Below are 21521 nucleotides of genomic sequence, written 5' to 3'. Positions count from 1 at the left end.
GCCTTCAAGGTGGCCAGCGAGAAGTGCTCCCGGGATTCTATAGGCCAACATGTGGTTCTCGAGCTGACCCAGCGCGACGCACCCCAGGAGTACATTTCCGCGGTTCAATAAAAAAGGCAGTCAAACAGGATTCACGCGTTCCGGAGAAGAAATGGGTGATGCCTCTTTTCGAGATGATGTTTTTCCCTGGAACGTGCCTACGCAGGACCGATCAGAATGCTAGCCGACCATACATGTTCGTGACATTGCGGGGAGTCACATGATTGGACACCAAGGGGCAAGCCACGATTCGCCATCACGTTTGGTTAGGCATTCCGGTGACCATTGATATTTCCCGCAGGTATAGAACGCAGCCTCGGAATCCCGCCTCTGCGCCACGTTCTCGTCGCGGTCGCTGACGTCGTCATCGACTGCCTTCGCAGGCGGTTCGGCCGGCCAAGCCGTCTGGCGCGTCGGCCGATCACGCTCCAGCCGCGTCCACCCAGTCGCGGAGGCGCTGGCGGGCGTCGCCGAATTCGCGGAGCCATCCGAACGGGGCCGAGCAGTGCTGGGCGGCGTCGTAGGCGCGAGCCCGTGCAGATGCACGGCAGAGAGTTCTCAGACGAGTTAGGAGTCCCGGTGCCAGAACGGCGGCACAACGGATGCCGGCAGCCCGTAGGTGCGTCGCAACCAGTTCACCCATCGGTTGAGTTCGATCCATTCGACCTCAGCGTCGTCAGCGCTGAGCAGGTTCCAATTGATCGGATGCGGCGGCTCCGCGGTGAGCGGCCCGTCGAGATCGTCCAACGAGCTCGCTCCGAACGCGTCATCGTGATCGCCGGACGCCCATTCGATCAGAGAATCTGTCATTGCTGCTTCACCACTCCGAGCCGGCGCGAGCCGCTTCCGTCTCGTTCACGAGTGCGTTCTGCGGGGATGCAGCATGCTGTTCGCTGCCCGGAGCCGAGCGAGGGGCTCGATTGACCTGGTAGCCATCAAACGCGAACGCATCGTGGACAGCGTCAACAAGCGCCGTGCAGCCGGCAAAGATCTCGGCGGCCGCCGCCGCCAGCGCTTCACCGAAAGCCAAATCCTCAATGCCCAGCGCCTTGTCAACGCCAGCGAATCTGCCACGCAGGTCGCGCAGGATCTGGCATGTCGCGTGCCACGCTTTATCGACGGATTTCAGAACTCTGCGAGTGAAGAGTAAGTATGGTCGCAGGTGAACCAGCTGAATTTTGCGTGATGAATTCCGTGGTGAGACGACGGGCTGAAAGCCTTCCCCTGGGCGGTGATTTCCTGCCCTGGTTGTCCCGCAGGAGTCTATTGATCGAAGCAACACCTATATTCATTTTGGTGGTTTGAAATGCTTCATCATTCTTCGTCAGCGGCAGGTGTCCGGTTTCTCGTCTCGGTCAAGGACCACATCTCGCGCGTCAGGCCGGAAACTCCGTTTAAGACACAGGCCCACGAGGGGCGCTCAGCGGCCGCTCGCTGCTGCGCCGAGCAACCGCGCGCGCTCCGTCACATGCTCCGGCAACGGATGCGTCAGCACATACGGCCGATCCTGCACGATGGCGTCGACCACCATCGGCCCGACGGTCTCGGGATCGATCGCCTGAGCGGAGTCGGCACCCGTCGGCACCGTACCTCCTCGGGTGTACGACGTCCACGGCACGACCTCGCGGGCCTCGGCCCTGTCTGCGGCCGATCGCAGTCGCTCGCTGGACGCGAAGTCGGTGCGCACGGGGCCTGGGAAGAGCACCGTTACGCCGATCTCGAGGCCGGCCGCCGCGTACTCCGCTCGCACGGCCATTGAGAATCCCTCGACCGCCGCCTTTGAGGCGGTGTATGCGGCGTGGCCGGGGATTGGTTGGAGCACCGCGCGGGAGGCTGTGTTCACAATGTGCGCTGGCGAGCCGGACCGGCCCATGTGGGGTGCGAATGCCCGATGCCCATGAAGCACACCCCAGAAGTTCACTGACATGATCCACGCGAAGTCCTCAATCGAGGCATCCCAGCTCGCGCGATACGGGCGCCAGGTGACGCCCGCATTGTTCACTAGCACGGCGATGTCGCCGAACGCCTTGAAGCTCACGTCCGCGAGCGCCGAGACGTCCGCGAGATCAGAGACGTCGGTGCGCACGGCGATCGCGTGCCGACCGAGTCCGCGGATCTCGTCACGGACGCGCTCCGCGGACTCGAGCTCGACATCGGCAAGCACGACATCCATCCCCTGATCCGCGAGCGCGAGCGCGATCGATCGCCCTATGCCGCCGCCGCCGCCGGTCACGACGGCGCCACGACCGGACAACTGGTCCACTCGCATCGCGAACTCAGTTCTCGGGGAAGCCGAGATTCAGGCCGCCGTGGCTCGGGTCGAGCCATCGCTGCATGATCACCTTCTCACGGGTGAAGAACTCGAAGCCGGTGACGCCGTACGCCTTCGACGAGCCGAACAGCGACTGCTTCCAGCCGACGAAAGAGTGGTAGGCGACGGTGGTCTGCTCAGCGGTGGTCATAGATACTCCTGGTGCGTTGGGGGAAACCGGTTATGCGTAGACGGCCTGGTACAGCTGCTCGATCTGCTCAGCGCTCGGCACGCGGGGATTATTGTCGGGGGAGCCCGAGGCGAGCGCCTGCGTCGCCATGACGGGCACGAGTGCGTCCCAGTCACTGCGTTCGATGCCTCGCAGCGCGGGGGTGGGAACCTCGAGCTCGACTGCGAGCGCGCGCAGCGCTGCCACGAGTTGGTCGGCAGCGTCAGCATCGGTGTCGCCTTCGTTGCAGGCGCTCAGGTATGACGGCGCCTGTAGTGCTCGAAGCCATCAGGCGGCCTGCAGTCGACCGCGCTCCCCAGCGGCACTCGCGAACACCTCGGCCGCGGCCACCACGTGCTCGGCGTAGGGCAGCAGCCTGCACCCCTCCTCGGTCAGCGTCACGCGTCGTGCGCGGTGCGCGAGCTCGAAGCCGAGCGAGATCTCGAGCTGCTTAATCTGCAATGACAGGGCTGGCTGCGTGATGAACAGGCTGGCAGCGGCACGGCCGAAGTGCAGCTCACCAGCGAGGGCGATGAAGCACTGCAGGCGCCAAAGGCTCACGTCGCAGCTCATACCGACACCGATTTGAGCCTGCGCGGGCTGTCCACCAATTTGCCGTCGACGAGGTATTCGTCGGGCTTGAAGCGGCCGCTCTCGCGGCGGAACCTGGTCATGAAGTCCGGCCAGACCGTCGTCAGGCGGCCGTATCGGTGATCGACGTACCAGGAGTAGCAGCCGCCGTTCAGCCACACGGTGTCTGCGGCACGCTCATCGATGGCGGCGACGAACTTGTCCTGTGCGTGCTGAGGGATCTCGATCGTGGATGCCCCGGTCGAGTCCATGAACTCCAGCGCGCCCAGGATGTACTGGATCTGAGACTCGACGACGTAGATGATCGAGCCGGCACCAAGGCCGGAGTTCGGCCCGTTCATGATGAACAGGTTCGGGTATCCGGCGACCGTCGAGCAGGCGTACGCCGCTCCACCCGAGGTCCACGACTCGGCCATCGAACGCCCATCCTCGTCGAAAATGCGATGCGTGATGGGCAGGTCGGCAGCTTCGAAGCCGGTCCCGAGTACGAGGGCATCGAGCTCGATCTCGCCGTCATTTGTAATGATGCTGCGCTCCCTCACCTCGACGATACCGCTGGTCTCGAGCGCTACGTTGTCCCGACGGAAGGTGGGGTAGTAGTCGTTCGAGATGAGGATGCGCTTGCAGCCGATCATATAGTCGGGCGTGAGCTTGTCGCGCAGCTCGACTTCTGGCACCTGCGCCGCGAGGTGGTCGAGGGCAGTGGTTTCGATCTTGGCGATGAAGTCGGCGATGCCACGGCGCTGTGGGAACCGCGCCTCGTTGCCCCAGAACAACTCATCGCGCAGCGCCTGTGCGGTCTCGGGCATGCGCCGGAACATCGACTTCTGCGCTGTCGTGTACTCGTGGTCCATGCGGGGGATGATGTAGGGCGCCGAGCGCTGGAAGACCGTCAGCTGCCCCGCGATCTTCGCGAGCTTAGGCACGATCTGAATGCCGGATGCGCCGGAGCCGATGACGCCGATGCGCTTGCCCTCCGGCTCGAAGGAGTGATCCCACTGCGCCGAGTGGAACATGGGGCGCTCGAACTTCTCGAGCCCAGTGATGTTCGGCAGCTTCGGATCGGACAGGTGGCCGGCGGCGGTGACGACGAAGTCGGCCGTAAACGAGCCTGCCGAGGTCTCGAGCGCCCAGTTCGCTGCACCCACCTGCCAGGTGCAGGAGAGCAGTTCGGCATCGAAGGTGATGTGGGGCTGCACGCCCTCGTCGATAGATGCCTCTTGCAGGTAGGCGTGGATCTCGGGCTGGGTGGCATATACGCGCGACCAGTCGGGGTTTGGGCGGAACGAAAAGGAGTACAGGTGCGACTGGATGTCGCACGCGGCACCGGGATAAGTATTATCGCGCCAGGTGCCGCCGACATCGCCGGCTCGCTCCAGCACGATGAAGTCATGCTCGCCACGTCGCCGCAGCTGGATGGCGAGCCCCAGGCCCGCAAAGCCTGAGCCGATGATGGCGATCTTCGCGTGCGTCGTCGTCGCCTGGGGCGCGCTGGTGGATGTCTGCTGCATGATGGATCCTCGGCGTCTCTGGTCGTCAGGCGTGGTCGTTGCGGATGATGGTGCCCGCTGGGTGCTCGTGCGGGTCGAGGGAGAAGTCGTCGATGACGACGGCGAGCTCGGCAGGCCGCTCGACGGAGACGGCATGGCCGCTCTCGATCTCGAAGTAGCGCGCATCAGAGATCGCGCCGAAAAGCATGCGGCTGTGATGTAGCGGCACCATGTCGTCGTACCTGCAGCCGATGACGAGCGTGGGCACGTCGATGCGGCTGAGACCCAGGTCGATGTCGATGTCGCGGTTGAGTCGCATGATCTGCGCTGGGTAGGGCCGTGCAGCCACCGCCTGCTGCAGCTCACGCCAGTCGCGCTCGTTGCGGCCAATGAGATAGCCGGCCGAGTAGGCCATCAGCAGCGTGAGGTTGCTAAGCGCCTCGGGGTCAGCATCGTGCAGTCGCCGCCAGAGGTTGTTGCGGAGCAGCTGGTGCCGATCGGTCTTCGACCAGCCGGCTACCAGCGAGAGCGAAGCGACGGTCGAGGGCCGCTCGGAAGCGTAGGCCGCTGCCACCACGGCGCCGAAGGAGTAGCCGACGAGAGCCACGGGGCCGCCACCGGACGCGTGGTCCACGACGGCCCGAAGCTGTGCCACGGCATCCACGAGCGTGAAATCTGCATCATCTGCGGGCAGTTGCAGGTCAAAAGCGACCACCCGGCGGGTGAAAGTGAGGATGGGATAGACGGCCCAGAAGCTGCCGCGCGCGGTGCCAGAGCTGCCGTGCACGAGCACGATGGTCGCCGTGCTCGTCTCGTTGCCGCTGTCGTAGATTGGGATCAACCTGCCCGCCTGCTCGACGTGCCCGGTCGGCTCGATCAGCAGCGGCTCGTGCAACGTGCCGTCGGCATGCCACGCGCTCTGCCGTCGTTCTGTCAACTTCGTGACCATGGCCACCTCACTTCGTCGTGATTTGAATAATGAGAGCAAACTATCAAAAGTTGCTCTGAGTCGAGACTACATGCTGACATAGAGGATGCCAATAGGTATATCTGATTGCCTACTCTCGTTTTATTTCGTACGATCGGCATGCGGCGAAGATGCCGGCGCGCGTCGTGCGCCGCGATCGTGGCAGGACAAAAGATACGGGGTGCGAACCATGGCCGATTCAGCGAAGGAACGGGTGCTGGTCACCGGCGGAGCGGGTGGCATCGGCGCGGCGATCGTCGCGCAGCAGCGAGGACTCGGGCGCGAGGTCATCGTGATCGACAAGCAGCCCGGCGGCATCGTGGCCGATCTCGGCGTGGCCGCACAAGTCGAAACGGCCCTCGCTGAGGCACTGGTGGGAGGACCGATCCACCGACTGGTCAACAACGTCGGCTACATCCGAGTTGCGAATCTTGAGGAGCTCGACATTGATGACGCACTGCGAACGTACGAGATCAACGTACTCGCCGCTATGCGCTGCGCCAAGGCGCTGCTGCCGGGGATGCGCGAGGCGGGCTTCGGAAGGATCGTGAACATCGCCTCGCGCGCGGCGCTTGGCAAGGCGGGCCGCTCGGCGTACTCGGGCTCGAAGGCTGGAATCATCGGCGTCACCCGCACTTGGGCGCTCGAGCTGGGGCAGCACGGCATCACGGTCAACGCGGTCAGCCCCGGTCCGATTCGCACCGCGATGTTCGAAGCGGCCAACCCTGCGGGTGAGCCACGCACGCAGCAGATCATCGATGCGATCCCGGTCAAGCGGGTCGGCGAACCCGACGACATCTCGGCCGCAGTCGGGTTCTTGCTCGACGAGCGCGGCTTCATCACGGGTCAAAATCTCAATGTCTGCGGTGGAATGACGATTGGCGCAGTGCCACTATGAGTGCCTCGCCCACGCTCGCCGCGACAATCGCCGCGTGTGTGGCGCGCTCTGGCTCCCAGCCGCTGCGAAAGTCGACCCGCCAGGCCGCGAAGGCGGTGCTGCTGCACAACCTAATTGTGGGACTTGCGGCGCACGGCATGCCGCTACCCGGCCTGCCGTGCGGACAGGGCCTACCCTGGGCGCAGCAGCCGATGACCGCGCCCGACCTGGCCTTCGCGACGTCGCTGCAAATGGGCGCTCGCGCGCAACACGATGAGCACCCGAGCTCGGTCACCCACCTGGGTAGCACTGTGATCCCCGCCTGCCTCGCCATTGCGCCAGCAGGCATCGTCGGCGCGCGCCTACTCTCGGCAATCGCTGTCGGCTACCAAATCGGCGGGGTGCTTGGCAATTATCTGCTTCCGCATATCCGTGACCGTGGCATGCGTGCAACCGGCATCGTCGGCCCGATCGCAGCGGCCGCCGCAGCGGCGGCCGTGCAGGAGCTCGATGAAACTGCGATCGCACAGGCGATCTCGCTCGCGGTCAATCGCGCTGCCGGCTACACCCAAGTGTGGCACTCGGGTACCGACGAATGGCGCCTGCAGACCGCTGCCGCAGCGCGCGACGGCCTCGAATCAGCGCTCTGGGCAGCGGGCGGCGCCCGCGGTGCCGATGCCGCGCTCGAGGGCGCTTCTGGACTTCTACACGCACTCGGAGCGGACGCCATGGAAGCCGCCCAGCTGGCCGACGCACTCGCAGGCCCGCCAGTGATCGAGCAGATGCTATTGAAAGCGCACCCTGTGTGCGCCATCAACCAGGCAGCGGTGGAAGTCGCTATCGATCTCCGCGCACACGCGGCCGTCGAAGCCCAGCAGATCGTAAGGGTCACCGTGCGCCTCGCCGACGCCGACGCTGTGTACCCGGGTATCGACGTCGCGCGGCCACCCACGTCGTGGTCCCAGGCGATGATGGATGTGCGGCAGGGGGTTGCGGTTGCCCTAGCCGAGGGGCGGGTCGAGATCGATGCCTTACACCCGGCCAGCGTCGAGGCGCAGCTGGTGCGACAGCGAGTTTCGGTGCTGGGCGGCATGCAGGGCGGTGCGGGGCACGGCGCCGAGATCGTGATCGAGCTGGCCGACGGGCGCCGCCTCGAGGGCCGTGCCGAGAGCGTCGAGGTGGACAGTGAGCGTTCCGCGCAGATGGCGGCAGAGCTCCTGCCCGCAGCCGGTATCTCGGATGCGCTAGCGGTGCGCTTGCCGGGGTTCGTCGATGCTCTGGACGAGCCCGACGGTGTGCGGCGACTGGTTGCGGCGATGAGGGGGATCGAGCCGTGGGCGTCGCTGTGCAGCCGATGATGCAGGCGATCGCCGCAACCGCCTGGGGTGGGCCGGAGGTCCTGCAACTCGTCGAAGTGCCCGTCCCGTCGCTGTCGCTGGGCGACGTCCTTGTGCGGGTGGAGGCCGCCGGCGTAAACCCGACCGATTGGAAATCCCGCGCGACAGGCGGCCGTAAGTTCTGGCGCGACCCGGCTATTCTCGGCTTCGATATCGCCGGTGTCGTTGAAGCGGTGGCGGATGGCTCGAACCTGCTCTCGTGCGGCGATAGGGTCTTCGGTATGCCCCGCTTCCCGCTGCCTGCTGAGGGCTATGCGCAGTACGCCGCGGCACCTGCGCGGCAGCTCGCGCGCATGCCCGCTGGGCTGACGTTCTCTCAAGCGGCATCGTTGCCGCTCGCCGGCCTGACGGCGCTGCAAGCGCTTGAGGAGGCCGGCAAGCTCAAGCCCGGGCAATCCGTCCTCGTCTGCGCGGCGGGTGGCGGGGTCGGTCGACTCGCGGTGCAGATCGCCGTCGCACTCGGCGCCGTAGTCACAGCCTGCGCACGCGCCGAGCGACTGGGTGATGCCGCAACAGCAGGGGCCACCGTCGTCGAGGCAGCACACGACGGCACGCCAGCAATCCCATCGCGGCACGACGTCGTCATCGACCCGTTCGGCGGTGAGCGCACCAAGGCGCTGCTCGACTGGTGCGCGCCCGGCGGCATACTAGTCTCCCTGATCCCGCGCACGGACCCGGCGGTGAAGGATGCCGCGCGCGCGCGCGGTATCGTGCTTCGCCGGGTGGTTGTGGAACCCTCGGGAGCGGGGATGGAACGCATCGCCCAATGGGTCGAAAAGGGGCGCCTGCGGTCGCACGTGGCGCTCGCCCTCCCCCTGACGGATGCCGCCCAGGCGCACCGTGCAGGGGAACGCGGCGGATTGGATGGCAAGATTGTGCTTCAGCCGTGGCATCGCAGTCGCGGCAGGACCGCTGAGGGGATGGAACCGTGACCACTGCATCGGAGATGTCTGTGCGTCAGCGCGGCAAGGAGCGAAAGCGCGACGCGATCCAGTCGGCCGCTGCCGCACTGCTGCGCTCGAAGCAGTTCGACGAGATCACAATGCGTGAGGTGGCACAGCTCGCGGGAGTCGGAGAGGCGACGCTCTTCCGCTACGTTTCGAGCAAGTATCAGCTGCTGCACATGGTCTACGGTGATGAGCTCGATGCCGTCCTCGATCGCATCGAGGAGCAGGATGCCGCAATTGTCGCCGCACAGGGCGATAATCCGACCGGTACCAACTTTGTGGAGCGCATTCGCGCCATCTACCTGGAACGCAGTGCCTTCTATCGACGCAACCCGGCGAATTCGTCGCGCTACCTGCGCGAGGGCTTCACCCTCAGTGATCTCAGCGCACGCAACGTGGCGCAGGGTGACCGCACAATCGCGCTGGTTCGCAGCATTGTCGAGGATGGGCAGGGGCGCGAGCTGCTCGATTTGCGCGGTGGGGCGCTGTTCGTAGCGCAGAACTGTCACGCGATTTACATGCACGAGATCGATCGCACACCCGTCCGAGGCTTCGACCCGGATCGGATCTGGGAACGGCTGGGGCCGCGCCTCGATGCCCAGCTGCGGCCCCTGGTGCTTGTCTCGCGAGGGTGACCAGCAGCTCTGGGTCGGTCCCCGATCGGAGAGTCCGATCGTCAATCGTTATCGACGCTTGACGAGCCGCAGCGAGCGCGACTAGGTTGGCGTCAGGACAAATTGAGAGTGCACTATCGAAAGTGCACTCAACTAACAACGAAGTTAGGAGCCCGCCATGCACAGCATGAGCAAGAGGTACCGTCGGTCGCTTATTACAGCCGGCGCCATAATGGGAGTCACGTTGCTCGCTGGCTGTAGCAGCGCTGCCGGCGCCGGTAACTCCGGCGCTCCGGCGGGCGAGGCCGCGGCCTTTCCAAACGGCGACATCCGATTCGTCATTCCCTATTCGGCCGGTGGCCCCACCGACGTTACAGCCCGGGCGCTCGCGCCCTGCCTCGGAGACACGCTCGGCACTAATGTGATCGCAGAAAACATCACCGGAGGCTCCGGCTCGGTCGGCTTGCAAGACATGATCTCGAAGCCGGCCGATGGCCAGACCCTCGCCATCGTCTCACCCGGCATGGTGGCGCTTTCGCCGATTGCCAACGGCCTCGACTACTCTCGCGACGATGTCTCCTCGGTTGGTGTTATCTCCTACTCGCCGATGATCCTCATCGTCGGTGAGGATTCGCCGTACAGTAGCGGCGAGGAATTCTTCGCTGCTGCTGAGGAGGCCCCCGCGACGCTGACAGTGGGCGTTTCGGGCGCTTCAACGCCGCAAGCTATTGAGCTCCAGCGACTCGCCGATGAGTACAAGGTTGAGGTGATCGTGGTGCCCTTCGACGGCAGCGCTGGAGCCATCACCGCACTGCTCGGCGGACACGTCGACTCGGTCTTTGTGAACGACCAGGAGGACGTCGTGCAGCGCATCGACTCCGGCGATTTCACGGCGCTGGCCGTCTCGTCGCCGGAGCGCCAGGCGCACCTGCCCGAGACGCCGACGCTGGTCGAGCTCGGCTACGACGACCTCACGCTGGCCGTCACTATCTACGCGCTGGCCGCCCCGGCAGGCATGCCCGACGACGACGTCGCAACGCTCTCCGACGCGCTCGAGGAGTGTCTCACCAACCCGGAGACCGTCAGCGCAATCGGCGAGAACTACATACCTGCTGAATACCAGACCGGTGAGGAGTTCGACGGCTTCCTGGTCGAGGCCGAGAAGGTCTACACGCGCATCCTGGGCGGCTGAGCGCGATGACCGACGCCGTCCGCACCGAGCACAACACTGGAACCATGACTGAGCTCAACGCATCCGACCCCGTCCAGCCCCTCGAGGGCATCCGCGGGCGAGGGATCGCGCGCTGGGCCGCGGTCGCCGTGCTCGCGGCGGTCGGCCTCGGCGCGATCATCCTGAGCATCGGCTACGGCCTCGGCACAGGCACCCGCCCGGGGCCGGGGCTGTGGCCGTTCCTCGCCGCCGTGCTCTTGCTCGGCGCCACCGCGGTGGTGGCCATAACCGACACCCTCGAGGACTACGAGCCGTGGGGCACCGAGTCGGTGCGCACGCTCATCGCCCTCGCCTCGCTCGTCGTCTTCGCCGTGCTGTTCACCCTCCTGGGCTTCACAGTGCCCGCAATCCTGCTGATGGTCCTCTGGCTGCGCATGTTCGGCCAGATGCGCTGGCTGCACGCAGGCCTGCTCGCCGCCGGCGGTGCCATCGCCCTTTTCATGCTATTCGCCGTCGTGCTCGGCGTCCCAATGCCCCGGGACCTGCTCATGACCCCACTTACGTCCTGGATGTGATCCGCCATGCTAGATGGACTGTTTATCGGCTTCGGAGTCGCGCTCGACCCGATTAACTTGCTCTACGTCTTCGTCGGTGTTGTGATCGGCACCGCGATCGGCGTTCTGCCCGGCCTCGGCCCAACCGCCACGATCGCCCTATTACTCCCGCTGACCTATGCGCTCGAACCTGCCACCGCCATTATCATGCTCGCCGGCATTTACTACGGGTCAATGTACGGCGGCACCATCACCTCCGTGCTGCTCCGCATGCCGGGTGAGGCTGCGTCTGTCGTCACCACGTTCGACGGCTACCAGATGGCCAAGCAGGGTCGAGCTGGCCCCGCGCTGGGCATCGCAGCGATCGGATCGTTCATCGGCGGCATCATCTCGGTGATCGGCCTGGCGATCTTCGCCCCGATGCTTGCTGACGCCGCGCTCGCCTTCGGCCCCGTGGCGATGGTAGCGCTGATGGTGCTCGGCCTGTTGCTGGTGACCTCGCTAGGAATGGGCTCGACCTGGAAGGCGCTCGTGATGGCGGCAGTCGGGCTTCTGCTCGCGACGGTCGGCCAGGATCAGATCAGCGGCATGCCGCGCTTCAACTTCGGCTCGGCATCGCTGCTCGACGGCTTCGACTTCGTCGCCATCGCGATGGGTCTGTTCGGGGTCGGCGAGATCCTGCATAGCCTTGAGCAGGGCGGCCACCTAAACAAGATCGCCAAGAAGGTCACGAAGATCATGCCGACGCGCGACGACGCGAGGCAGTCGGCGATGCCGATCGTGCGTGGCTCACTGCTGGGCTTCTTCATCGGCATCCTGCCCGGCGGCGGCGGCGTGCTCTCCTCGCTCGCCTCCTATGCGCTCGAGAAGCGCGTCGCGAAACACCCAGAGCGCTTCGGCAAGGGCGCCATCGAGGGCGTCGCCGGCCCGGAGACCGCCAATAACGCATCCTCCACCTCGGCCTTCGTGCCGCTGCTGGTGCTCGGCATTCCCTCGAACGTGGTGCTCGCGCTCATCTACGGCGCGCTGCTCATCCAGGGCATCACGCCCGGCCCGAGCCTCATCCCGGACCACCCTGAGATCTTCTGGGGCGTCGTTGCGTCGATGGTGATCGGCAACACGATGCTGCTCATCCTCAACATGCCGATGGTGGGCGTGTTCGTGCAGCTGCTGCGGGTGCCGATGGGCATCCTCGTCACCTTCGCCATGGCGATCGTGCTAATCGGCACCTTCTCGATCGCGAACGATCCCTTCGACATCTGGCTCGTGCTGGGCTTTGGCATCCTCGGTTGGATCATGAAGCGCACCGGATTCGACCCCGGCCCCCTGGTGCTCGCGTTCGTCCTCGGCCCGATACTTGAGGCCTCGGTGCGACAGTCGTTGCTCATCTCCGGCGGAGACTTCACTGTCTTCGTCAGCGACCCCATCGCCAGCACGATCTACTCGCTGCTCGCCGTCGGCATCGCCTTCGCCACGATCCGCAGGTTCACGAAGGGTCGCCCGTCGGTCATTGAGCAGGCCCGCAACATCCCGCCGGCCACCGGTCTGATCGAGCTTGTCCGCAGCAGGCGCGACGCGAAGACGAGGACGACGACGGACGCGTCGGCCGACGCGGTCGCGGACGCCGAGGTGGGCGAGGAGGAGCGCGCGGAGGGAGCGCCCAAGCGGTGAGGCCGGACGGTCGGGAGCGCGGGCTCGTCGCAGCGCTCTTCGTCTCCGGGTTCGCGACCTTCTCGCAGTTGTTCGACGCTCAGGCGGTCCTGCCGAGCCTCACTCGCGACCTCGAGATCACCAGCGCCACGGCGGCGCTCGCGGTCTCGGCGACGACCACCGGCATCGCCGTGTCAGTGCTGGCGTGGGCCTGGCTGTCGGATCGCATCGGCCGCACGGCGGTCATGCGCATCAGCCTGATCGCCACCACCGTCTCTGCGCTTGCCGCGCCCTTGGCGCCGACCCTCGAGCTGCTGATCGCCATGCGGGGCCTCACCGGGATTGCGCTCGGTGGTATCCAGGCTGTCGCCATGGCGCTGCTGGTCGAGGTGCTGCCGCGGCACCGCGTGCCGGCTGCTGCTGCCGTCTATATCACCGGCAACACCGTCGGCGGGGTTACCGGCCGCCTGATCGCCGGCCCGGTGAGCGAACTGCTGCACTGGCGGATCGGTCTGCTCGTGGTCGCGGCGCTCGGAGTCGTCGCGTGCGTGCTCTTCTTCGCGCTCCTGCCACGCGGCCTCGAGGAGCGCGTCAGCCGACCCGCATCTTTTCGCTCGGCGCTGGGGCACGTCGGTCATCACCTCTCACGCTGGAGGACCGCCTCGATCTATCTGCAGGGCTTTTTGATCATGGGCTCGTTCACCGCTGTCTACAACTACCTCGGCTTCCACCTCACCCGCGAGCCGTTCTCTGTACCGGCCGCGCTGGCAAGCCTGTTCTTCCTCGTGTACCTCGTGGGCACGGTGAGCGCGCGCGTGGCCGGTGAGCTGGCGTCGCGCGTCCCGCCGTGGCTCGTCGTCCTGTGCGGTGGCGCGTGCGTTGCGGTCTCGGCGCTGCCGATGCTGTCTGCGAGCATAGGGGTGCTGCTGGTCGGCATCACGCTGCTCACGATCGGCACGTTCATGGCGCACCCGATGTCGAGCACGCTCTCGGGGCTGGAGGCAGACCGCGGGCGTGCGCAGTCGACGGCGCTCTACCAGCTGAGCTGGCTGACAGGCGCTGCTGGGTGGGGATGGTTTGGCGGCGTGCTGTACGACCGATACGGATGGGCCGGCGTTGTCGGGCTGTCGACAACGCTCGCGCTCGCGGCAGGCGGCATCGCCGCCAGCCGGGCGTGGGCGACCAGGATGGGTTTGAGCGGAGAAGGGATCAGGGCATGAAGGCGATGCAGTTCGAAGTGGGTGGGCCGTTGACGTGGGGAGATGCGCCGGAGCCGGTGGCGGCGGCGGGCGAGGTGATCGTGGAGATCGTGGCGACGGCCGTGAACCGTGCAGACCTCATGCAGCGGGCGGGCAAGTATCCGTCGCCCGCGGGGGAGTCGGAGGTCATGGGGCTGGAGTGCTCCGGGACGATCGTCGAGCTCGGCGACGACGTCGAGGGCTGGGCCGCGGGCGATCAGGTGTGCGCGCTGCTCGCGGGCGGCGGCTACGCCGAGCGCGTCGCGGTGCCGGTGACGCAGCTGCTGCCGGTGCCTGCTGGAATCTCGCTGGAGGCTGCGGCAGCCCTGCCCGAGGCTGTCTGCACGGTGTGGAGCGCCGTTCGCGACGCGCCCGAGCCAGTGGCCGGTGCGCTCGCCCTCGTGCACGGGGGCAGCGGCGGCATAGGCACCATGGCCATCCAGCTGCTGCGCGCTCGCGGCTACCGGGTCGCTGTCACGGCCAGCGCCCGCAGCCATGAGCTCTGCCGCTCGCTCGGGGCCGAGCTCACGATTGACTACCGCGACGGGGACTTCGTTGATGCGGTTCTCGCGGCCACCGACGGGGTGGGCGCAGAGTACATCCTCGACGTCATCGGTGCCGATTACCTGAGTCGGAATGTTGATGCGCTCGCGCTCGACGGGACGCTCACGGTGATCGCCGTGCAGGGCGGCACGACGGCGGAGGTTGACCTGCGCAGGCTTATGCAGCGCCGAGTCACCCTGCGCGCGATGACGCTGCGCGCGCGACCGCGTGTCGGTGGCCGCGGCTCCAAGGGAGCGGTGATCTCGCAGGTGCGCGATCACGTCTGGCCCCTCATCGCCGCCGGCTCCGTGCGGCCGGTGATCGGTGCGATGCTGTCATTCGCAGAGGTCGAGCGCGCGCACAAGCTGATGGGCTCGGCGCAAGCGCCCGGCGGCAAGATCCTGCTCGTGCGCTGACCCGCCGGTCCTCAGGAGTGTGAACGCTCGCGTGCACCGCGTCCGGGTCCTGCGACGCGTGGCCAGCGCCACGCTGGATAAGAGCGTCAATCTCCGGCGGGATGGCGACGACGTTGACTTGCTGGAAATCGTCACGTGCTGCGTCGGCAGACCTATGGTGGTGCTGATAAATCTGCAGGTATCCGGGGTCTGGCTCACCACAAGAGAAACGACGAAGGTCGTCTCAATCGAGCCGATTACCGAACCACCCCAACGGCCATGAGCAGCGCTGATGCGCGGGCCTATCAATACCGCCCCATCTACGCGCTGGCCTACTGGGACACCATTGGCCGGTTCATCGAAGACGCGGTCGCCGATGCTGCTGACACAACCGGGCGCGAACCTCGCACACTGTTCCCCGCGACAGTTGCGCTCGTGCTCTGGTGTTGGCAAACACGAGGGACTCCGCTCGAACGGGGACGCATCTTTCGGCGCCGCGTCGTTGAAGAGTTCATCCACCGTGGAATGGGCCACTACCTCAGCGGGAGCAAAGCAACCCACCGGGCGACGCTCGCTCTGATGGTGGAGACGCTGAACCCCGCTGACGGCGTTCGAGAGCGCCGACCCATTCCGCGCTCAGCACCGACCAAGCCGTACGCACCGGGAGAAATCGCCGCCCTCCACAGCTGGGCGCAGAGCCAAGGCACACCGCGCCGCCAGCTGGACGCGATTGCTCTCCTGACACTGGGACTTGGTGCCGGTTTGGCGACCCGTGAGCTGCTCGCCGTCCGAACGTTCGACCTCGAGCTACGCGATGACCACGTGCTCATCATCGTCTGGGAAAGCCGCCCCCGCCTCGTTCCCGTCCTTCCCGAATGGCATAAACCTCTGCACCGCATCATCAATGACCTCAATCCCAACGATTGGTTCTTCTGCCCCGGTCGCACCAACGTGCACCCCGGGCAGGTCACGGATTTCCTGCAGCGTGCCCGGACGACGTTGGATGTTCGACCGAGCCGAATGCGTGCGACGTGGCTTCTCGGGCATTTCATTGCCGGTACGCCCCCGCGGGAGCTCCTGCGCATATCCGGGCTCAAGAACCTCGCGGCACTTGACCAGCTCATTGCCCAAGCGGCGGAATCGGGCACCACCCAACCCACTCGCTCTCCCTCCACATAGGAGCGCAATCATGATGCGCGACAGGTGACGGTGAACAGTCATGGTTCGGTCGCTGCGGCAGCTCGTGCAGCTTTTCTGCGAGCCCCCGTACACGGTTTACATGACCGACCGAAAAGACCGACTCACCAACAAATTCCTCAGCGACTCCGCAACGTATGCGCATCTCCGGGCTCTCGACCCGGAGCTTCCCGACGCCCTCTGGGGCATCATCGCCCGCTATCACCCGAAAGTCTCGCTGACACAGTGGAAGGCCGTACGGGAGTTCACCATCGCTACGGCAGTGCAGATGAAGCCTCGCAGCTACGAAAGCACTCGCCGGCTCATGACAATGACCGCGCGGTTCCACAGCTGGCTGTGGGCTGCCACCGGTAGTGAACTCACCGCTGAACGCATTTACACATCGCGCAATGTGTATCGCTACTTGCAGGAATTTTTGCCTACCCACTCCGAATCGCACCGTTGGGGAATCGTTCGGCAACTCGGCACCATCGCCGACGTCCTCGCCAACGGTGGTATCAAACGCCTGCCAGCACCTCACCTGCCCGGGCGGCGCCCCTTCAGCCTGGCCGATTCCGCCACCATGCACAGCTGGGCGGGAAGTCTCACGACGAATTTGAAACGTCAAAACGCGTGGGCGATACTGGGCCTTGCCGGCGGCGCCGGCCTACGCACCGACGAAATCATCGACGTGCGCCTGGGCGATATCGAAATGACCGACGGGCGGGTCTTCGTCAACGTTCCCGGGCCACGACCACGCCGAGTGCCCGTGATGAACCCGTGGAACCGAACACTCCTCCGCAGCCTCGACCAACGCACGGACCCAGACGAGTTTCTGTTCCGTGGGCACCGAAGTGAGGAATATCGGCCTACCGCCATCCAGACCTTCCTGACTATGCACCCGTCAAGGGTGCGCGCCACAGTGTCACGGCTTCGCTCAACATGGATAGTCACCCAAATCGACAGCGGGCTCCCGCTTCCGGTCCTCAAAGCCATCGCCGGTTTCGCCTCAGCGCAGAGCCTCGATAAACACCTCCGCTATGCGAAAACCCTAAACGTCGCTGACTTCACCGGTCTCATCATCGGCGAAGAGGTCGCCCGATGAACGGCGCTGGCGACACCGACCACATTTCCTCCGTGTATGACAACGATTTGGGCGGCGTCACCCCGGAAGAAGTGATGGGGCGGGGCCGCGTTCATCACGTCATCGCTGACGACATCGTTGTCCTGATGGAAGGCCGTGTTCGCAAGACGGGCGTTCTCGCGAAGCTGCAGGAATGGCGCGACGAAGATGTCGCTGGTGAGAGCCTGGGTGGCCGTCCCGCGCTCATCTCGGACCGGGCCATCCTGACGGGAATGCTGTTGCTCGCCAAGGCAAATGCCCCAATTTTCATTACGCGCCTCGCCGCACTGTTCCAATATGAGCTCAGCGACGAATCTCGTAAATTATTGGGACTCGAAGCATCCATGACCAGCTTTATTGGTCACGTCGGGGAGCAGAAGCGTTGGTACCACAATGCGCACCGAGCGTTTCATCGTATGAACGATTTGATGGACCCCTTCCCTCAGGAGCGCCGGCATTCGAAAACGTACACCGAGATTCAGCACATTCTGGATAGCCATGACAAGGTGCTGGCCGACAATCGTAAAGCTCGGCTAGACGAATTCACGAAACTGTTCTTGGTCATGACCTACAACGAACAGCCGCGCCACATTCGTCGTGTATCAAACAAAATCGACATTTCCTTTGACCAGACCTTCATTGGAACGCCAACAACAAAGGGTTACTCCAAAAGGACGCTCGCCAAGCGGGTCGCCGACGAAAAGAAAATTGAGGAAAAGCGCACTTTGACGCCGGGCCCAGTCGATGCCTTTGCCGGATGGCACGTACGCGCCGGAGAACGAGTCGACTCTCGTCGTGGCCAATCCGACCAGACGGACCCCCACGGGAAGGCCGATGCGGGGACGAATTACGCCTGGGGTTGGGAGGCGAATATTGCTGTTCGTGTCGACTCCGAAGCTCCCGGCCAATCCCGCTTTCCGGCACTGGCCATCGCCGTAACTCTCAGCTTGCCCAACGTCGGCGTCGCCGAAGAAGCCGTCTCATTAATGAGGGCTGCCAAGGCCACCGGATTGAAGCCAGGAGTCGGAGATGCAGACAAGCAATATTGGGCGAACTCCTTCGTTGAGCGCCTCCACGACCCCGCATTCAACGAAGGATTTACACCCTCGACGGACTATCGTGTCGACAGGCTGGGGGTGCAAGGCGGAGACCACGGCGCAAAATACATCGAGGGAGCGGCGTACTGCCCCGGAACACCCCAGCCGCTTCGCGATGCCACGAAGGACCAACTAAGTGGCCTCCTCGACAAAGAGACCTACTGGGTGCGAATCAAGGAGCGCAAGGCCTTCCAACTGCATCAGAAGGAGAAGCCTGACGCGCGCGGACGTACGGTACTCCGTTGCCCGGCACTTGGGCCAAGCCCCAGTGTGACATGCCCCCTACGGGAACTATTGAAGACTCAGACTGTGGTGGACAAGGAACTTCCGTCGGTTGACCCGGACGATGTGCCAGACTTTCCTGACAAAATTTGCCGCCAGCACTCCGTGTCCTTCGAGGTAGCAAAGATGCGCCGCCAACAACAGGCCTTCGACTACGGCACCAAAGAATGGGACGAATTCCACACCCACGCCCGCAACAGCATCGAGTCCCTCAACGCCCAAGTCAAAGCCGGCGGCACAGAGGACATTGAATCGGCCGGTCGTCGTCGACTCCGTGGATTCGGCGCCGCCCAAATCATTGTCACTGTGCTGCTGACTAACTTCAACATACGCAAAATCGCCGCGTTCATGAGTGACAAAATCAAGGAAGACGCCAAGCGAAACGCTCTCGGTGAGCCCGCTGTCGCCATCATTCGACGTCGCGACCGCGAGTGGCGAAACCCGTACACCGACACCTATCCGCCCGGCGTCGCGCGACCGGACAAAGGAAAAAGCGGTGCGCTGACCGATGAAACTGGCGGGCCACCCCGCCGCCAGTAGCAGCGCACTCAGCGAGAACAACACCGCCCACGAGGGCAAGCCTTTCAGCTGTTAGAACAATCCAACGCGCCACAAAACGGAAAAACTCGCCAGGGCGGCAGCGTCGCAAATCGAATCGCCCTCACCTCTGCGCTCGCGCACGGCCTAAACCAGAAATCGCTCCTGAGAATCCTCAGGAGCGATTTCTTTTTGTTCCAACCAGACCGTTTCGCGAACAGTTTCGCGAACGGCCCTTCTGTCGGGCTGACAGGATTCGAACCTGCGACCCCTTGACCCCCAGTCAAGTGCGCTACCAAGCTGCGCCACAGCCCGCCGCTTCCACAACGCGATTTCAACGATCAAAACCTGCGGAAGACAACTGTAAGAGCTTACCGCCTTATGAGCGGTCGCATGAACACAACGGCACCGGCTCGAGATCGTGCCGGGTTCAGCGGATGACCGGGCCGGCTCGCCCCGTGCGGCCCACGGCTCGTCGCTAGGGTAGACAGCATCATGCATATTCGAGACATCGGCGTGTCAACGCTGAAAAGCTGCCGGCACCAGCCGCGGGACGGTATCCGTCTCACCGCAGACGGACCGGTCGGGGATCGAGACTTCGCCGTCGTCGATCTGAACAACGGACAGATCCTGAGAACGGTCGAGAACCCCGCGCTGGTGGCGTGCGAGGCCGACTGGGTTGATGGGGTGCTCTCAGCGACGATCGACGGACATCGAGTCGCGGCGGTTCCCGTGCCGAGCGGCGGCACCGTCGACTTCGACTATTGGGGTCGCCAGACGCCCATGCAGGTGCTCGACGGCCCTTGGGCGAGCGAATTCTCCCGCCTGCTGGGCCGGAGCGTCGTGCTCGCCCGCAGTCTCGTCACCGGGGGAGCGGTCTACGCCGATTCGGTGACAATCGTCACGACGAGCTCGCTCGACCGGCTCGCGCGCGAGAGCGGAATCGAGGTTGACACGCGGCGCTTTCGCTCCACCTTCACCCTCGACAGCGGCGATACCCCGGCGCACCTTGAGGACGAGTGGGCCGGCCGCGAGCTTCAAGTGGGCGGAGTCCGCCTGCTCGTGAAGGGCGGCATTCCTCGGTGTGCGGTCATCGACATCGACCCCGACACGGGTGAGCGTGGAACGAATTTGCTGAAAACCCTCGGCGGATATCGGCTGCACGGCAGCGACATCATGTTCGGCGTCTATGCCGAGGTCATCAGCCCCGGTTTCGTGTCGGTCGGCGACGACGTCGCGCTGGTCTAGCTCAAGACCGGGCGAGTCCTACAGCGCAGGCTCGTGCCGGAACTAAGGCCGCAGCCGGATGAGTCGCTGCGGGCCATCCTCTTTCAGCTCGGCCTGGTCGCTGCGCGACGCGAGAAAATCGGTGAAGGAACGAAAGCCGAGCGGCTTCTCATTGAACGAGGGGTCCATGCGGCGCATCTGGTTCTTGATCGTGCCGGTGTTGAGCCACTCGTCGGCATCGCCCTTGGCGTGACCGATCTGCAGCGCCCGAACCAACAGCTCCGTGGCGAGGGTCTGCGGGTCGATGTCCTCGGCCTCCGGCTCGTCGAATTGCGCATCCTCGGTGTGCGAGAACATGGGAATCGTGGTGAGCAGACGAGCGCGGCTGGGAGCTGCCTCGGGCACAGCGGCGACGGGTTCGGCCGCCTTCCTGCTCGCCTTCGGTGCCTCGACAACGGCGATCGCGGCGGCCTTGCCGATTCCGGGCAGCGAGTCGTAGTCCTCGAACTCGTCGCAGGCTGCCGCCAGCGAGGTGCTCGTCGAGCCCGCTACCCCGATGCCGACCACGAAACGACCCAGCCGCTTCGACTTCTGGGCGAGCGCGATGTAATCGGAGTCGCCGGCGATGATGATCACGTGGGTGAGGTCGGGCAGGCGAAAGAGGTCTTCGACCACGTCGACGGCCAAACGGATGTCCGCGCCATTTTTGGTTCCGCGGGTAGTCGTGGTGAACAGCTGGGTCAGGTCCACCGCGCGCGACATCAGCTGCCGCTGGTAGCTCGCGTTGACCGGAACCGACCAGTCGGCGTAGGCACGGTTCACCACCAGGGTGCCAAAGGACGCGGCAAAGTCGATGATGGCGTTGAAATCTACGGTCGCGGAGGCGAGCCGTGCGGCGATCTCGGGGTCGGCATCCGGGCTCTTTTTATTGAAATCGCGGATGCCGTCGCGCTGAAAGGCGTTGCGCCCGTGCAGCTGCTGGTAGCGCGAGATGACGATGTTGTCGAAGTCGATATAGAGGCCGACGCGAGCATCGTTCGGTTCAGTCATGGTGAGCTCCTTAGCCACAGGCGGAAGACTCAGTCGCGATCCGGTAGGTCTAGTTTGCGCCGTGCGATGCGGCCGA

The 21521-nt window shown here is 64.8% G+C and carries 20 protein-coding genes, 1 tRNA gene and 2 pseudogenes; 14 read left to right on the top strand and 9 right to left on the bottom strand.

Translation table 11 applies throughout. The features are described from left to right. Nucleotides 1-255 precede the first annotated feature (255 nt). Nucleotides 256-849: pseudogene (locus E3T29_RS20430) on the bottom strand (hypothetical protein). Between the two features lie 73 nt (nucleotides 850-922). Here E3T29_RS20430 and E3T29_RS19020 point away from each other — a divergent pair. After that, complete coding sequence (locus E3T29_RS19020) at nucleotides 923-1189, top strand: hypothetical protein (protein ID WP_370449210.1); 267 nt, start codon at nucleotides 923-925, stop codon at nucleotides 1187-1189. Nucleotides 1190-1459: 270 nt separating this feature from the next. Here E3T29_RS19020 and E3T29_RS19015 read toward each other — a convergent pair whose 3' ends face one another. From E3T29_RS19015 to E3T29_RS18990, 6 genes and pseudogenes are all read right to left on the bottom strand, one after another. Further along, a complete protein-coding gene (locus tag E3T29_RS19015) occupies nucleotides 1460-2308 on the bottom strand; it encodes an SDR family NAD(P)-dependent oxidoreductase (protein WP_134347044.1) in 849 nt (282 codons plus the stop codon). Nucleotides 2309-2315: 7 nt separating this feature from the next. After that, nucleotides 2316-2477, bottom strand: a pseudogene (locus tag E3T29_RS19010) (methylmalonate-semialdehyde dehydrogenase (CoA acylating)); the annotation flags it as partial. A gap of 54 nt (nucleotides 2478-2531) precedes the next feature. After that, nucleotides 2532-2726 carry a hypothetical protein gene (locus tag E3T29_RS19005; RefSeq protein WP_134347043.1) on the bottom strand — a complete coding sequence of 65 codons (195 nt, stop codon included), beginning with the start codon at nucleotides 2724-2726 and terminating at the stop codon, nucleotides 2532-2534. Between the two features lie 81 nt (nucleotides 2727-2807). Beyond that, the gene (locus tag E3T29_RS19000; RefSeq protein ID WP_198417798.1) at nucleotides 2808-3080 is read right to left on the bottom strand and encodes a LysR family transcriptional regulator; all 273 of its coding nucleotides are present in this window, start codon (nucleotides 3078-3080) and stop codon (nucleotides 2808-2810) included. An 8-nt stretch (nucleotides 3081-3088) separates the two neighbouring features. Then, nucleotides 3089-4621, bottom strand: coding sequence for an NAD(P)/FAD-dependent oxidoreductase (locus E3T29_RS18995; protein WP_134347041.1), 1533 nt, complete (start codon nucleotides 4619-4621; stop codon nucleotides 3089-3091). Between the two features lie 25 nt (nucleotides 4622-4646). After that, complete coding sequence (locus tag E3T29_RS18990; protein WP_134347040.1) at nucleotides 4647-5549, bottom strand: alpha/beta fold hydrolase; 903 nt, start codon at nucleotides 5547-5549, stop codon at nucleotides 4647-4649. A 208-nt stretch (nucleotides 5550-5757) separates the two neighbouring features. On the opposite strand from E3T29_RS18990, the gene E3T29_RS18985 reads away from it, so the two are divergent. The 12 genes from E3T29_RS18985 (at nucleotide 5758) to E3T29_RS18930 (ending at nucleotide 19171) form a co-directional block, all read left to right on the top strand. Then, nucleotides 5758-6465, top strand: a complete 708-nt coding sequence (locus tag E3T29_RS18985; protein ID WP_134347039.1) for an SDR family oxidoreductase — start codon at nucleotides 5758-5760, stop codon at nucleotides 6463-6465. Then, a complete protein-coding gene (locus tag E3T29_RS18980) occupies nucleotides 6462-7802 on the top strand; it encodes an MmgE/PrpD family protein (protein ID WP_134347038.1) in 1341 nt (446 codons plus the stop codon). Before E3T29_RS18985 ends, E3T29_RS18980 begins: the two co-directional genes overlap by 4 nt. After that, a complete protein-coding gene (locus E3T29_RS18975; protein WP_198417797.1) occupies nucleotides 7778-8773 on the top strand; it encodes an NADP-dependent oxidoreductase in 996 nt (331 codons plus the stop codon). Before E3T29_RS18980 ends, E3T29_RS18975 begins: the two co-directional genes overlap by 25 nt. Continuing rightward, the gene (locus E3T29_RS18970) at nucleotides 8770-9423 is read left to right on the top strand and encodes a TetR/AcrR family transcriptional regulator (RefSeq protein ID WP_134347037.1); all 654 of its coding nucleotides are present in this window, start codon (nucleotides 8770-8772) and stop codon (nucleotides 9421-9423) included. The genes E3T29_RS18975 and E3T29_RS18970 overlap by 4 nt, the downstream gene beginning before the upstream one ends. A 157-nt stretch (nucleotides 9424-9580) precedes the next feature. Beyond that, nucleotides 9581-10594 (top strand): tripartite tricarboxylate transporter substrate binding protein, encoded by a 1014-nt coding sequence (locus tag E3T29_RS18965; RefSeq protein ID WP_134347036.1) that lies wholly within the window; start codon nucleotides 9581-9583, stop codon nucleotides 10592-10594. Nucleotides 10595-10638: 44 nt separating this feature from the next. Then, nucleotides 10639-11148: a tripartite tricarboxylate transporter TctB family protein gene (locus E3T29_RS18960; protein ID WP_166792475.1), complete on the top strand. Its 510-nt coding sequence runs from the start codon at nucleotides 10639-10641 to the stop codon at nucleotides 11146-11148. Nucleotides 11149-11154: 6 nt separating this feature from the next. Beyond that, nucleotides 11155-12798: a tripartite tricarboxylate transporter permease gene (locus E3T29_RS18955; RefSeq protein ID WP_134347034.1), complete on the top strand. Its 1644-nt coding sequence runs from the start codon at nucleotides 11155-11157 to the stop codon at nucleotides 12796-12798. Further along, nucleotides 12795-13997, top strand: a complete 1203-nt coding sequence (locus E3T29_RS18950) for an MFS transporter (protein ID WP_134347033.1) — start codon at nucleotides 12795-12797, stop codon at nucleotides 13995-13997. Before E3T29_RS18955 ends, E3T29_RS18950 begins: the two co-directional genes overlap by 4 nt. Beyond that, nucleotides 13994-14974, top strand: a complete 981-nt coding sequence (locus E3T29_RS18945; RefSeq protein ID WP_134347032.1) for an NAD(P)H-quinone oxidoreductase — start codon at nucleotides 13994-13996, stop codon at nucleotides 14972-14974. The genes E3T29_RS18950 and E3T29_RS18945 overlap by 4 nt, the downstream gene beginning before the upstream one ends. Before the next feature lie 258 nt (nucleotides 14975-15232). Then, a complete protein-coding gene (locus E3T29_RS18940; RefSeq protein ID WP_134347031.1) occupies nucleotides 15233-16132 on the top strand; it encodes a hypothetical protein in 900 nt (299 codons plus the stop codon). Nucleotides 16133-16232: 100 nt separating this feature from the next. Continuing rightward, on the top strand, nucleotides 16233-17234 hold the full coding sequence (locus tag E3T29_RS18935; protein WP_166792474.1) for a tyrosine-type recombinase/integrase: 1002 nt from the start codon (nucleotides 16233-16235) through the stop codon (nucleotides 17232-17234). A gap of 32 nt (nucleotides 17235-17266) precedes the next feature. Next, on the top strand, nucleotides 17267-19171 hold the full coding sequence (locus E3T29_RS18930; RefSeq protein WP_134347029.1) for a hypothetical protein: 1905 nt from the start codon (nucleotides 17267-17269) through the stop codon (nucleotides 19169-19171). Nucleotides 19172-19409: 238 nt separating this feature from the next. On the opposite strand, the gene E3T29_RS18925 is transcribed toward E3T29_RS18930, so the two are convergent. Next, nucleotides 19410-19483 (bottom strand) — tRNA-Pro (locus E3T29_RS18925). A gap of 180 nt (nucleotides 19484-19663) precedes the next feature. On the opposite strand from E3T29_RS18925, the gene E3T29_RS18920 reads away from it, so the two are divergent. Beyond that, nucleotides 19664-20416 carry an MOSC domain-containing protein gene (locus tag E3T29_RS18920; RefSeq protein WP_134347028.1) on the top strand — a complete coding sequence of 251 codons (753 nt, stop codon included), beginning with the start codon at nucleotides 19664-19666 and terminating at the stop codon, nucleotides 20414-20416. Nucleotides 20417-20458: 42 nt separating this feature from the next. Here E3T29_RS18920 and E3T29_RS18915 read toward each other — a convergent pair whose 3' ends face one another. Next, a complete protein-coding gene (locus E3T29_RS18915) occupies nucleotides 20459-21445 on the bottom strand; it encodes an NYN domain-containing protein (protein WP_104090943.1) in 987 nt (328 codons plus the stop codon). Between the last annotated feature and the right edge of the window lie 76 nt (nucleotides 21446-21521).

Origin of the sequence: Cryobacterium sp. TMT1-66-1, from assembly GCF_004403435.1 — a bacterium.
In the GTDB taxonomy this organism is placed as follows: domain Bacteria; phylum Actinomycetota; class Actinomycetes; order Actinomycetales; family Microbacteriaceae; genus Cryobacterium; species Cryobacterium flavum.
Note: the sequence above shows the minus strand (reverse complement) of the source record. Positions and strands in the feature narration are given on the sequence as shown.